Raw genomic sequence first — 12,699 nt, 5'->3', positions numbered from 1 at the left:
TTTCCGCATCGCAGGGAAGTTAGGTTTGCCTGTCCAATCGGGGATGCGGTTCCGTCGTAGATTCCGACATCCGGGCGGATGTCGTGACAGGATCGCTCCCATGCAGGAAGTGGACTGGAAATCCTTGCGAGACAGAGCCCGTGAGGCTATGACCCACGCATACGCGCCCTACTCGAACTACCCGGTGGGCGCTGCCGCACTGGTGGACGATGGACGGGTCGTCGTGGGATGCAATGTGGAGAATGTCTCATACGGCCTGGGGCTCTGCGCCGAGTGCGGACTGGTGTCGGCGTTGAACTCCTCGGGCGGCGGACGACTGATCGCGTTCTCGTGCTGCGACAGTCGGGGTCTCGTGCTTCTCCCGTGCGGCCGTTGTCGGCAGCTCCTGTTGGAGTTCGGCGGCGGTGATGTGATGATCGACACGACGAGTGGACCTCGCTCATTGAGCAGCCTCCTCCCCGAAGCGTTCGGACCCGACGACCTTGCCGCCGGCCGCACCTCCGACGCCCCGAAGGAGGCGACGGATGCCTGATGCCGTATCGGTGATAGCCACCAAACGCGATGGCCACACCCTGTCTTCGGACCAGATCTCCTGGATGGTCGACGCCTACACGCGCGGCGAGGTCGCCGACGAGCAGATGTCGGCGCTGACGATGGCGATTCTGCTCCGCGGAATGGACCGCGGCGAGATACGCCAGTGGACGGAAGCGATGATCGCGTCCGGCTCCAGAATGGATTTCTCGTCCATCTCCAGACCGACCGTCGACAAACATTCCACCGGCGGAATCGGCGACAAGATCACGTTGCCGCTCGCGCCGATCGTCGCCGCGTGCGGAGCTGCCGTTCCCCAGCTTTCGGGCCGCGGACTCGGCTACACCGGTGGCACTCTCGACAAACTCGAATCGATCCCCGGCTGGCGCGCGGACCTGACGGCGGAGGAGATGACGCGCATCCTCGACGACCCCGCCGTCGGCGCCGTCATCTGCGCGGCGGGCGCAGATCTCGCGCCGGCGGACAAGAAGCTCTACGCCTTGAGGGATGTGACCGGAACGGTCGAGTCCATTCCCATGATCGCGGCGTCCATCATGAGCAAGAAGATCGCCGAGGGGACCGGCGCATTGGTCCTCGACGTCAAGTGCGGGTCCGGCGCCTTCATGAAGTCGCTCGATCAGGCGCGGGAATTGGCATCGACGATGGTCGAGCTGGGGACCGATGCCGGTGTCCGCACCATCGCCCTGGTGACGGATATGAACACGCCCCTGGGGTGGACCGCGGGTAACGCACTCGAAGTGCAGGAATCGCTCGACGTCCTGTCCGGTGGCGGACCGGCCGACATCGTCGAGCTGACTCTGGCGCTGGCGCGGGAGATGGTTGCCGCAGCCGGACTGGGTGACATCGACCCCGCGGCCACCCTGCGGGACGGTACGGCGATGGACCGGTGGCGCGCGATGATCGCCGCCCAGGGCGGAGATCCGGCGGCGGCATTGCCCACCGCCCGTGAGACGCACGACGTGACGGCGGAGCGGGACGGTGTCCTCACGCGTGTCGACGCCATGGCCGTGGGAATCGCGGCGTGGCGCCTCGGTGCCGGACGTGCTCGGCAGGGACAAGCAGTCCAGGCGGGAGCGGGCGTGCGTCTGCATGCGAAGGAAGGCGACCGCGTGACGAAGGGGCAACCGTTGTTCACCCTCCACACCGACACCCCGGAGAAGTTCGACGGCGCGCTCGAGGCACTCGGCGGTGGCTGGGACATCGGGGATGTCGCGGAGACCGCCCGGCCCCTGATCCTCGACAGGATCGGGTCGTGAGATGACGCGTCGCCGGTGGAGCCTCGCCGCGGCGGTGGCCGTGATGCTCTCGATACTCCTGGGAGCGTGCGGGTCGTCGTCGGACGGACCGCTGATCGACTCGGTCACCGACGACGGCGTGCTGGTGGTCGGGACCGAGGGCACGTACAGCCCGTTCAGCTTCCAGGGTGACGACGGTCAGTTGACCGGATACGACGTCGACGTGGTGCGTGCCGTGGGGGAGAAGCTCGGTGTGCGCGTCGAGTTCGTCCAGACTCCGTTCGACTCCATCTTCGCCGGACTCGAGTCGGAACGGTTCGACCTCATCGCCAACCAGGTGACCATCAACGACGAGCGTCGCGCGAAGTACGACCTCTCGCGGCCGTACACGGTGTCCGACGGCGAGATTCTGACTCGTACCGGCGACTCGTCCATCAGTTCGCTCGCCGATCTCGCCGGCAAGACGACGGCGCAGTCCTCGACCAGTAACTGGGCCGAGGTAGCCACCGACGCCGGCGCTCAGGTGCAGGCGGTCGAGGGGTTCGTCCAGGCCGTCACGCTGGTCAAGGACGGCCGTGTGGACGCCACCGTCAACGACTCGTTGGCGGTCGCGGAGTACTTCGCGCAGACGGGTGACACCGGGGTGTCCGTCGCCGCGCAGACCGGCGACGTCAGCCTGCAAGCCTTCGCAGCCCGCAAGGACAGCGGTCTGATGGACTCGGTGAACACGGCATTGGAGGAACTGCAGAACGACGGGACCCTCGCGGCCGCGTCGGAGAAGTACTTCGGTTCCGACGTCGCGGTGCCCAATGCGGAGACGGCGGCGGCTACTGCTCCCACCGAGTCCGCCGCGGCCTCGCAATCGACGTGGGACCTGATCTCCCGCAACCTGGTGCCGATGTTGAAGGCGACGGTGACGACGACGCTGCCGCTGACGGCGATCAGCTTCGTCATCGGGCTGATCATCGCTCTGGCCGTGGCGCTGGCGCGCATCTCGTCGATCCGACCGCTGTCGCTGCTCGCTCGCTTCTACGTGTCCATCGTGCGCGGAACGCCTCTGCTGCTCCAGTTGTTCATCGTCTTCTACGCGCTGCCTCAATTCGGTGTGGTGATCTCTCCGTTCCCGGCCGCGGTGGTGGCGTTCAGCATCAACGTCGGTGGCTATGCCGCCGAGATCGTCCGAGCCTCCATCCTGGGAGTTCCCAAGGGTCAGTGGGAGGCCGCGCAGACCATCGGTATGGGCTACCGGACGACATTGCAGCGCATCGTCCTTCCACAAGCCTTGCGCACCGCAGTTCCTCCCCTATCCAACACGTTGATCTCGTTGGTCAAGGACACCTCGCTCGCGTCGACCATCCTGGTGACCGAGCTGTTGCGAGTCGCCCAGCTCGCCGCCGCCCCGACGTTCGACTTCTTCGCTCTGTACTCGGTCGCGGCGCTGTACTACTGGGTCATCTGCATCGCGCTCTCGGCTGTGCAGGGTCGACTGGAAACCCGACTGGACAGGTACGTGGCGAGATGACCGAGAATCCCCTCATCGAGGTAGCCGGGCTACGGAAGTCGTTCGGCGGCAACACGATCCTGAACGGTGTCGACTTCACCGCGGACCGGGGCACCGTGACCGTCGTCGTCGGCCCCTCCGGTTCCGGCAAGACCACATTGCTGCGCAGTCTCAACGCCCTCGATCCCGCCGACGCGGGAACGATCCGGGTCGGTGACGTCTCGGTCGATTTCGAGGCGCTGTCATCGGAATCGAAGGGACGCGTCCGCAGCGCCACGTCCGCGTTGCGCGCGCAGAGCGGCATGGTCTTCCAGTCGCACAATCTGTTCCCGCACAAGACGGTTCTGCAGAACGTCACCGAGGGACCGATCGTGGTGCAGAAGCATCCACGGGAGGAGGCGGAGGCCGCAGGGCGCGAACTGCTGGCGCAGGTGGGGCTGACCGGCAAGGAAGATCAGTACCCGTTCCAGCTCTCCGGTGGCCAGCAACAGCGCGTCGGGATAGCGCGGGCGCTCGCGCTCGCCCCCCAGCTGATGCTCTTCGACGAGCCCACTTCCGCCCTCGACCCGGAACTCGTCGGTGAGGTTCTCGCCGTCATCAAGAACCTGGCGAGCGAGGGGTGGACGATGATCGTCGTCACCCATGAAATTCGATTCGCGCAGCAGGTCGCCGACCAGGTTCTGTTCGTCGACGGGGGAGTCGTGGTCGAGAGGGGCACCCCCGCGGAGGTCCTGAGCAACCCCTCGCAGGATCGCACGCGGCAGTTCCTGAAGAGGATCCTGGACCCGCTGTAGGACTAGGGCGCGCAACACCGTTACGGACACTAAAGTCGGAGTCATGGAAGACGATGTGGCGGTTGGTCCTGCTCCACTGGACATGCAGAACATCGCACGCGCGCCGAAAGCGTTGCTGCACGACCACCTGGACGGTGGGCTGCGCCCGAGTACCGTGCTGGAACTGGCGAGCGAATGCGGCTACGACGGCCTGCCCGCATCCGACGCGGAGAGCCTCGGACGGTGGTTCCGCGATGCGGCCGACAGCGGTTCCCTCGAGCTGTACCTCGAAACGTTCGCCCACACCGTCGCGGTGATGCAGACCGCCGAGGGCCTGCAGCGCGTTGCGAGGGAATGCGCCGAGGACCTGGCGGCAGACGGTGTCGTCTACGCCGAGGTCAGGTACGCCCCCGAGCAGCACCTCGAGAAGGGGCTCACACTCGACGAGGTCGTGGAACACACCCTCGAAGGCTTTCGGCAGGGTGAGAGCGCAGCGCGAGCAGCCGGTCGTCCCATCCGCATCGGGTGCCTGCTGACGGCGATGCGGCACGCCGCGAGGTCACGGGAAATCGCCGAGCTCGCGGTCCGCTACCGCGACCAGGGCGTCGCGGGATTCGACATCGCCGGCAAGGAGGCGGGTTTCCCTCCCAGCCGCCACCTCGATGCCTTCGAGTACATGCGGGCGAACAACGCGCACTTCACCATTCACGCCGGCGAAGCGTTCGGCCTGCCGTCCATCCATGAGGCCATCGCGTTCTGCGGAACCGACCGACTGGGCCACGGCGTGCGCATCGTCGACGACATCACGACGGACGCCGACGGCAACCATGAACTGGGACTGCTCGCGAACTACGTGCGGGACAAACGAATCCCCTTGGAGCTGTGCCCCAGCTCGAACGTCCAGACCGGTGCTGTCGCCAGCATCGAGGCGCACCCCTTCGACGTGCTGGCGCGGCTGCGATTCCGCGTCACCGTCAACACCGACAACCGCTTGATGAGCGACACTTCGATGAGCAAGGAGATGTTCACGCTCGCATCCGCTTTCGGGTACGGCTGGTCGGACCTCGAGCGGTTCACCATCAACGCGCTCAAGTCGTCGTTCCTGCCGTTCGATCAAAGGTTGGCGCTCATCGACGACGTCGTGAAGCCCGGGTACCGGGTGTTGATGGGGTAGGAGTGGAGACCCGGCAACTGCCGAGGCGTGCGCGCCCTAGGTCCTGGCAGGTGCGAGCACGATGTCGAAGGTGACGCGGGACCACGTGTCGTCCCCGAGATCGCGCCCGTCCGGCGTGGGTGTGCCGGCCGGTTGCTCGACGAAGTCCTTGATCAGCGAGTCCTTCACGCCGAACACGGAATCCCGGTCCAGTAGCTCGTCTCCGCTCACGAAGATGTGAGTGATCAACGTGCGTTTGCCGTCTGCGGTAACCATGAAGTGCAGGTGCGACGCGCGCATGGGTGATCGCCCGACGGCGTCGAGCATCCGGCCTACCGGGCCGTCGTGAGGAATGGGATACGGGGTCGGAGTGAGGCCCCAGAATGCGTATCGCCCCTCGGCGTCGGAGAACAGGTGCCCGCGCGCAGCCACTCGTCCGTCGGAGTACTGGACGTCGTAGAAGCCGTCGTCGTCCGCTTCCCAAACTTCGATCCGCGCGTTCGGTACCGGCTTGCCGTCGGTGTCGGTCACGGTGCCCTCGACCCGACACGCCTGTCCCGGTGCGCCTCCGGAGATGTCGCCGCCCGGGGGAATGACGGGTGCGTCGTCGACGAAGAAGGGCCCGAACACAGTCGCTTCCGTCTCGTGGGCGACGGCCTCGTTGTTGACCGTGACGGTCTGCATCGACGCACCGAAGACATCGGAGAGAAGAATGAATTCTTGTCGTTTGTCGTCGGTGATATGCCCGACCCGAGTGAGGAATTCGATGGCGGTATTCCATTCCTCCTGAGTCAGGCGCACGTCACGTATGAAGGCGTGCAGGTGCTCGGTGAGCGACGTGAGCACGTCTCGCAGCCGAGGATCGGGCGCGTCGGCGAAGCTGGCGACGACCTTGTCCGTCAGCTCGCGTTCTCTCTGCTGCTGTTCGATCGACGTTTCGGTCATCGGGTGGCCTCCAGATCCGTCGACGTTCCCGCCCATGCGTCATGCAACAGAGCGGTCAACGACTCGGCGGTCACCGGTCGCGGGTTGGACGGGGGGACCGCCTCGAGAACGAGGTTCGCGGCGTCCGGTAGATCCTTCTCGTTCAGACCGTAATCGCGAAGCGCGCGAGGAGCATCGAGGTCGGCGCGAAGTGATGCCAGGCCTTCTACCGCTGTCGCCGTGGAGAAGGCGGCGGCGATGCGCCTCTCGGCAACCGGTGCGTAGGGAGCGTTGAACTCGAGTACGTGTTGCAGAACCACGGCGTGGGTCTGGGCATGAGGCATGTCGTACGCCCCACCGAGGACATGGCAGATCTTGTGGTGCAGACCCGAACCGGCCGAGGCGAATGCCACGGCCGACAGGTAGGCACCGTACAGAGTCTGCTCGTGGCCGTCCTGACTCGTGGAGTCCCGCTTGATGTGTCGTAGTCCGCCCGACAGTGCGCTGATGGCCTCGACGGCCAGCGTCGAGTTGATCGGGTCGGCCCGCGGCGCCCACATCGAATCGATCGAATGTGCCAGGGCGTTGAGACCCGAGGCGACGCTCAGCTCCACCGGAAGCGTGAGTAGCGACATGACGTCGTAGATGACGGTCGTGGGGAGAACCCGCGCGTCGACACCCGTCGACTTCCGTGACGCCTCCGTCATGCCCCAGACGTTCGTGGCCTCGGATCCCGCATAGGTCGTCGGAATGGCGACGATCGGTATCCCGGTGGTGAGGGCCACCGCCTTGGCGAGGCCGGTGGTCGAACCGCCACCGATACTGACCAGGAGGTCGACGTCGTGGTCAGCGGCCGCGGCACGCGCCTTCTCGGCTTTCTCGACCGGAACATGCGGCGCGACGTCGGAGTACATCATCCGCGGGGTGATCGATCGACAAACCTCGACGGCCAACTCGGCCTCCGCGGGTCCGGCGATCACCATGACGGAGTTCGAGCGCAGTCGCTCGACCTCCGAGGCGAGGTTGGATGCAGCTCGTCCTGCGCCGAACAGAACTCGTTGAGCGAGTGTGTCGTGGTCGAACTCGAGCACGGGTGCCTCCTGATGTCGTGGGAGTTCGGTCAGGATGCCGGTCGCGGCGTGGGCTGGTACGCCAGGAGAAGCCACGAGCCGTTCTCGCGCACCCACACGGCGATGCAGTTGTTGACCAGGTCCTTGTCCTTGCCGTTCGCAGTGATGCTCGCGTTCATCTCGCCGACCACGATCGCGGTGTCCCCGGACACCAGAACGTCGTCGGTGGGGTGGTCGATGCGGTGATAGACGTAGAACCCGGATTCGACCTTCTCCAGATACGACGCTACGGAATCGCGGCTTCCGTCGGAGTGGGTGTATACGAGGTCGGGGTGGCAGTAGCGACGGAAGGTGTCGAAGTCACCGTCGACAACTGCCTGGTAGCGGCGGTCCTCGAGGTCGAGTATCTCGGCCTTGACCGTGTCGATGTCCAGTACCCGGGGTTCGGTCATGGGGTTCTCCTAGAAGTCGTGCGGCCGAATCGATGCCGATGGTTGTCGACGGTATGGACCCGACCGACAGGTGTCAACTGTCACAGAACACCTGATTCCTGCTGCGTTGACATCGCAAAGACAGGCCGACGATCTCCGTCGGCGACGCCCAGCTTCAGAAAAATGCACTACAAATGCCGTATGAACTGCCACGAGTGACTGGTGACCCAAGCTCCTTGACAAGTGACTCAACGCACAGTTCAATCAGGACAGGACACGACATGCAGCGTTACTGGACACGCGTCTGTCGGAGCTCGACTCACTCACTCGCACGATCAACGGAGACTTCTCGTGACATCAGACGATCAGTCGGGCACCGGCCCGCCGCCGGCCGGAGGACTTGTCAGGTCCGCCATGAGCGGACGCGCTCGGGGTGCTGTCGCGATAGGCATCGCCACGGTCGTGCTGTTCGTCATCAGCGCGATCGTGGCACCTCAAAGCGTCAGCGGTGGAGCCATTTCCGCGATGCTGCCCTTCGCGGCCATCCTGGCGGTCGTCGCCATCGGCCAGACGCTCGTCGTACAGCAGGGCGGTATCGACCTGTCCGTGCCGGGCGTCTTCTCGTTGTCCGTCGTCGTCGTCACCAAGGTGGCGAGCAGCGGGACGGCGGGAGCGATCGTGATGGCACTGGTTGCAGCGTTGGTCATAGCGGCGGGCGCCGGAGCAGTCTCCGGTTTCGTCGTGGCGCGTTTCGACGTCGCTCCCATCGTGGCGACTCTCGGTGTCAACGCACTGTTGATCGGGGCCACCTGGGCGGTGTCCGGCGGAGCCGCTCGCCGTACCCCGAACGGTCTGTCCGACGTCATCGGATCCTCGTTCGCCGGCATTCCCGTGACCGTGCTGGTCGCAGTCGCTCTGACCGTCGTCGTCGGACTGTTCGTGCGGCTCACACCGTCGGGACGCAAATTCGAAGCCGTGGGTGCCAGTCCCCGCGTCGCCACCGCCGCCGGCATCAGGCCGCTCGGATACACCCTGAGCGCGTACTCCGGCGCGGCGGTTCTCTACGCGATCGCCGGAATCCTGTTGACAGGCATCGTGAACACACCGGGCATCACTGAGGGCAACACGTATCTGCTGCCGTCCGTCGCCGCCGTGGTCCTCGGCGGTACGTCGCTCCTCGGGGGCAAGGGCAGCGTGCTCGCCTCCTTGATCGCAGCGCTCTTCTTCACCCAGGTCGACCGTCTCGCGTCGACCCTCGGGCTCAGCTACGGCTGGCAGATCGTGATCCAGGCACTCGCTCTGGGTCTCGGCGTGGCCTTCCACAGCGGTCTGAATCCCGGTGTCCTCCGCAGACGCCGTATCGAAACAGCACCACGAGATCTGGTGTCGTCCGAGTGACACGACCGACCGCCGAACCGCTCACCCGCAACTCGAGGACGAATGCGATGACGTACAGAAACTCAGCCACCCGAGCACTGACGCTCGCCTGCGCCGTATCCATGGTGGCCGGCTGCTCGGTCGGCGGATTCGACACCGTGTCCGCCGACGAACCCCGGCCGACATGGTGCGGCCCCGACTCCGCAATCATCGGCTTCGCCGACGGTAGCGGCGGAAACAGTTGGAAGAGAACCAACATCGAGGAGCTGAAGGACGAACTCGCCAAATGCTCGTCGGTGACGGACTTCATCACTACGGACGCTCAGGGCGACACCCAGAAGGCGATCGCCGATATCAAGAGTCTCGGGGCCCAGGGCGTCGACGGCATGTTGGTGTTCCCCGATTCCGGTAAAGCGGTACTGCCCGCACTCCGCTACGAGTACAAGTCGGGAGTCGCCGTGGTTCCGTACCGTGTCTCTCCCGGCGGCTCGGAGGGTTCGGAGTACACGACGTTCGTCGCCGCCGACTTCAACGAGATCGGCCGGATCTACGGTGAATGGCTGGTCGAGTCGTTGCCGAACGGTCAAGGCAACGTTCTCTTCCTCGGTGGGCCACCCGCGAACTCGCAGGATCTCGCGGAATACGAGGGACTGCAGCAGGTTCTGGTCGATCATCCGGGAATCAAGCTGATCGGTGACCAGCCGTTCACTGTCACCAACTGGACTCCCGCAGAGACGCAGCAGGCCACGTCGACCATGCTGTCGCGCTTCCCCCAGATCGACGCGGTGATGACCGACTTCGCCGCCACCAGCATCTTGACCGCATTCCAGCAGGCCGGTCGGCCACTGCCACTGCTGGCATCGGCGGATGTGAACGGATTGTCGTGCCAGTACGAGCAGTTGAAGGACGCGAATCCGGAGTTCCAGCTGTTGACCGTCACATCACAGACCTACATGGTGCGACTGGCTGTGCAGCACGTGGTGGCGGAGGCCACCGGAGGCGTCGCTCCCGAGTCGAAGATCGACGTGCCGAGGGCCTTCGAGGACTCGATCAGCGGTAGTCCCTCCGCACCCGTATGCGACCCGACACTCCCCGAGGATGCCCTCCTCTCCAGCTCGCTCGATCCGCAACGTATCGGAGAGGTACTCCAGTGACCGACATGATCCATGCGAACTCCGCCACCCTGGCCACCCCGTATCTGCAGGTTCGCGGAGTCGGGATGACCTTCGGACCCGTCACCGCTCTGTCCGGCGTCGACATCGACGTCGTGCCCGGCCAAGTTCATGCCCTGCTCGGTGAGAACGGTGCCGGCAAATCCACACTCATGTCGATCATCTCCGGGACACTCGCGCCCACATCGGGTTCGGTGAGTGTCGGTGGGGTGGAGCGCACGGGTCTGACACCGGCCGAAGCACTGGAACTGGGAATCTCGATCGTCCATCAGACTCCGGCCCTGCTGCCTGACCTGACGGTCTCGGAGAACATGGCCCTCGCCATTCCTCGCAGTCTTCGGCCGTCCGTCTTCGAGATCGGTCCCTGGGTCACCGAAAAGTTGGCCGCCGTGGGGTGCGTCGTCCACCCGGACACCAAGTGTGGTGATCTGCCGATCGCCGAGCGTCAGTTGATCGAGATCGCGAAAGCCCTCGCCACCGAGACCAAAGTGCTCATTCTCGACGAGCCCACGGCGCCGTTGGTCCAGGACAAGGTCGACCTTCTCTTCGAGCGGGTACGCAGTGTGGCTGCTGCGGGGGTGGCCGTCGTCTACATCACGCACCGTATCCCCGAGGTCCGAGAGTTGGCCGACACCATGACGATCCTGCGCGACGGACGCGTGCGCGGATCCTACGACCCACAGACGCTGACGGACGACGAGATCATCACCCTCATCGCCGGACGCGACGTCGACGCGGTGTTTCCTCCGAAGCGACAAGGCCCGGCCGGTGACGGCCTGGTCGTCGACGCGCTGTCCGGCAGAGACTTCGACGACATCTCGTTCTCGGTCGGTGCGGGGGAGATCGTCGGACTTGCCGGCGTCGCCGGCAACGGGCAGGTGTCCCTCCTCCGTGCGCTCGCCGGTCTGACGCCGTCGACCGGTTCCGTCCGCCTGGGCGGTACCGAATTGTCGTTGACTTCCTCCGCGAACGCCCACAGAGCAGGAATCGCCTTCATGCCTGCCGATCGTGCGGGCGAAGGTGTCCTTTCCGAGTTCTCGATTCGCGAGAACGCCGCGCTCGGAGCTTTCGGTCGCTTCCTGCGGAACGGCATCATCGATCGCGGCCGGGAGAGCCGGCTGACCACCGAGATGTCCTCGGCTCTGACCGTGAAGGCGCCGAGCGTCGAGACGCTGGTCGGAAACTTGTCCGGTGGTAATCAGCAGAAGGTGGTCCTGGCCAGAGCGCTTCTGTCACAGCCCACCCTGATTCTCGCCGAGGAACCCACGCAGGGTGTCGACGCCGGTGCACGCGCCGAGATCTACGCTCAGTTGCGGGCGGCCGCCGACGACGGCATGGCCGTCGTGGTCCTGTCCTCGGACGCACTGGAACTCGAGGGTCTCTGCGACCGTGTCCTCGTGATCTCACGCGGAACCATCGTCGAATCGCTGACCGGTGACGACCTCACCGAACGCAACATGATGTCCGCGATGGTCTCGTCCACGGGACATCGAACCGAGAAATCCGAGTCCGACGACGCACGCGGCAGGGGATCCGTTGCGACGGCGCCGAGCCGTGTCGCACGATCCCTCCCGAGCTACATCCTTCTGGGGGCAGTAGTCCTGCTGGCGTTGATCGCGACCACGCAGAACGTCCGTTTCCTGGGCGAGGCCAACATCTCGTCGATCCTGCTCACGACAACTGCCCTGGGTTTCATCGCGCTGGGCCAGATGCTGGTGGTGATGACGGGCGGGATCGACCTGTCTGTCGGCCCTCTGACCGGACTCGTCCTGGTGATCATGTCGTTCTTCTGGTACGACGGCGCGTCGGTGACCCGGTTGCTCGGCGGCATCGTCATCGCGGTCGCCGCGGCGATCGTCGTCGGTGCGATCAACGGTGGTCTCATCCGCGGACTGAAGTTCACGGCCGTAGCCGCAACGTTGGTGACCTACATCGGTATCCAGGGTGTGTCGCTGCTGCTCCGCCCCGAGATCGACGGATACGTCGACTTCACCATTCTCGACGTCATCAACTACAGCCTCGGCCCCGTCCCTGTCGCCTCCGTGATAGTGGTGATCGCCGCCGTCGGCCTCGCTGTCGCGTTGCGGTACGCACGGCCCGGTATCGCGTTGCGCGCCTCCGGTTCGAACGCGTCCATCGCGGAGAAGTTCGGCGTCCGGACCGGCGTCACCGTCACCGCGGCGTACGTGGGGTGCTCGTTGCTGACCATGCTCGGCGGCATCATGCTGGTCGGCCAGGTGGGCGTGGGCGACCCCAATCAGGGGATCACCTTCACCCTTGCCAGCATCACGGCCGTCGTCGTTGCCGGAACGTTGCTGCGCGGTGGTAGCGGTTCTCCGATCGCTGTGCTGTTGGGAGCGCTTCTTCTGCAGGTGATCCTGGCGATGGCGAACTTCCTGCGGCTCGGCACAGCGTGGCAGTACTGGCTGCAGGGCGGGATCGTCATCATCGCGGCCGTGCTCTACATCGGCCTACAGAAGCGTCAGGCAACCCGTCACCACTGACACCGCA

The 12,699-nt window shown here is 65.2% G+C and carries 11 protein-coding genes; 8 read left to right on the top strand and 3 right to left on the bottom strand.

The window, feature by feature from the left end:
* Window positions 1-100: 100 nt before the first annotated feature.
* From AC0IX4_RS17620 to AC0IX4_RS17600, 5 genes are read left to right on the top strand one after another with little or no spacing between them, the layout of a single operon-like run.
* Window positions 101-532 (top strand): cytidine deaminase, encoded by a 432-nt coding sequence (locus AC0IX4_RS17620; RefSeq protein ID WP_471830179.1) that lies wholly within the window; start codon window positions 101-103, stop codon window positions 530-532.
* Window positions 525-1,808, top strand: coding sequence for a thymidine phosphorylase (locus AC0IX4_RS17615; protein WP_471830177.1), 1,284 nt, complete (start codon window positions 525-527; stop codon window positions 1,806-1,808). The genes AC0IX4_RS17620 and AC0IX4_RS17615 overlap by 8 nt, the downstream gene beginning before the upstream one ends.
* Window position 1,809: 1 nt before the next feature.
* Window positions 1,810-3,309 (top strand): ABC transporter permease subunit, encoded by a 1,500-nt coding sequence (locus AC0IX4_RS17610; protein WP_471830175.1) that lies wholly within the window; start codon window positions 1,810-1,812, stop codon window positions 3,307-3,309.
* Window positions 3,306-4,082 carry an amino acid ABC transporter ATP-binding protein gene (locus tag AC0IX4_RS17605; protein WP_042573156.1) on the top strand — a complete coding sequence of 259 codons (777 nt, stop codon included), beginning with the start codon at window positions 3,306-3,308 and terminating at the stop codon, window positions 4,080-4,082. Before AC0IX4_RS17610 ends, AC0IX4_RS17605 begins: the two co-directional genes overlap by 4 nt.
* Before the next feature lie 43 nt (window positions 4,083-4,125).
* Entirely contained in the window at window positions 4,126-5,235 is a 1,110-nt protein-coding gene (locus AC0IX4_RS17600) for an adenosine deaminase (RefSeq protein WP_042573157.1), read from the top strand.
* Window positions 5,236-5,271: 36 nt separating this feature from the next.
* On the opposite strand, the gene AC0IX4_RS17595 is transcribed toward AC0IX4_RS17600, so the two are convergent.
* The 3 genes from AC0IX4_RS17595 to AC0IX4_RS17585 are packed head-to-tail and all read right to left on the bottom strand — an operon-like array spanning window position 5,272 to window position 7,660.
* Entirely contained in the window at window positions 5,272-6,159 is an 888-nt protein-coding gene (locus AC0IX4_RS17595) for a dioxygenase family protein (RefSeq protein ID WP_471830173.1), read from the bottom strand.
* Window positions 6,156-7,229, bottom strand: a complete 1,074-nt coding sequence (locus AC0IX4_RS17590) for a maleylacetate reductase (RefSeq protein WP_471830171.1) — start codon at window positions 7,227-7,229, stop codon at window positions 6,156-6,158. Before AC0IX4_RS17590 ends, AC0IX4_RS17595 begins: the two co-directional genes overlap by 4 nt.
* A 29-nt stretch (window positions 7,230-7,258) precedes the next feature.
* Complete coding sequence (locus AC0IX4_RS17585; RefSeq protein ID WP_471830170.1) at window positions 7,259-7,660, bottom strand: nuclear transport factor 2 family protein; 402 nt, start codon at window positions 7,658-7,660, stop codon at window positions 7,259-7,261.
* 330 nt (window positions 7,661-7,990) lie between these two features.
* On the opposite strand from AC0IX4_RS17585, the gene AC0IX4_RS17580 reads away from it, so the two are divergent.
* Genes AC0IX4_RS17580 through AC0IX4_RS17570 form a run of 3 tightly spaced genes read left to right on the top strand, consistent with a single transcriptional unit; the run spans window position 7,991 to window position 12,692 of the window.
* Entirely contained in the window at window positions 7,991-9,037 is a 1,047-nt protein-coding gene (locus AC0IX4_RS17580) for an ABC transporter permease (RefSeq protein WP_471830169.1), read from the top strand.
* A 47-nt stretch (window positions 9,038-9,084) separates the two neighbouring features.
* On the top strand, window positions 9,085-10,170 hold the full coding sequence (locus tag AC0IX4_RS17575; RefSeq protein WP_471830168.1) for a substrate-binding domain-containing protein: 1,086 nt from the start codon (window positions 9,085-9,087) through the stop codon (window positions 10,168-10,170).
* A 5-nt stretch (window positions 10,171-10,175) separates the two neighbouring features.
* On the top strand, window positions 10,176-12,692 hold the full coding sequence (locus AC0IX4_RS17570) for an ATP-binding cassette domain-containing protein (RefSeq protein WP_471830308.1): 2,517 nt from the start codon (window positions 10,176-10,178) through the stop codon (window positions 12,690-12,692).
* Window positions 12,693-12,699 lie beyond the last annotated feature (7 nt).

The sequence above is a fragment of the Rhodococcus sp. AC861 genome (assembly GCF_979256035.1).
The sequence above is the reverse complement of the archived record's forward strand: the minus strand, read 5'-3'. Positions and strand labels throughout refer to the sequence as shown.

What these genes read in the sequence shown, in the direction of transcription:
- AC0IX4_RS17620 (WP_471830179.1), top strand. Translation starts at nt 101, where the DNA reads ATGCAGGAAGTGGACTGGAAATCCTTGCGAGACAGAGCCCGTGAGGCT.
- AC0IX4_RS17615 (WP_471830177.1), top strand. Translation starts at nt 525, where the DNA reads ATGCCTGATGCCGTATCGGTGATAGCCACCAAACGCGATGGCCACACC.
- AC0IX4_RS17610 (WP_471830175.1), top strand. Translation starts at nt 1,810, where the DNA reads ATGACGCGTCGCCGGTGGAGCCTCGCCGCGGCGGTGGCCGTGATGCTC.
- AC0IX4_RS17605 (WP_042573156.1), top strand. Translation starts at nt 3,306, where the DNA reads ATGACCGAGAATCCCCTCATCGAGGTAGCCGGGCTACGGAAGTCGTTC.
- AC0IX4_RS17600 (WP_042573157.1), top strand. Translation starts at nt 4,126, where the DNA reads ATGGAAGACGATGTGGCGGTTGGTCCTGCTCCACTGGACATGCAGAAC.
- AC0IX4_RS17595 (WP_471830173.1), bottom strand. Translation starts at nt 6,159, where the DNA reads ATGACCGAAACGTCGATCGAACAGCAGCAGAGAGAACGCGAGCTGACG.
- AC0IX4_RS17585 (WP_471830170.1), bottom strand. Translation starts at nt 7,660, where the DNA reads ATGACCGAACCCCGGGTACTGGACATCGACACGGTCAAGGCCGAGATA.
- AC0IX4_RS17575 (WP_471830168.1), top strand. Translation starts at nt 9,085, where the DNA reads ATGACGTACAGAAACTCAGCCACCCGAGCACTGACGCTCGCCTGCGCC.
- AC0IX4_RS17570 (WP_471830308.1), top strand. Translation starts at nt 10,176, where the DNA reads ATGATCCATGCGAACTCCGCCACCCTGGCCACCCCGTATCTGCAGGTT.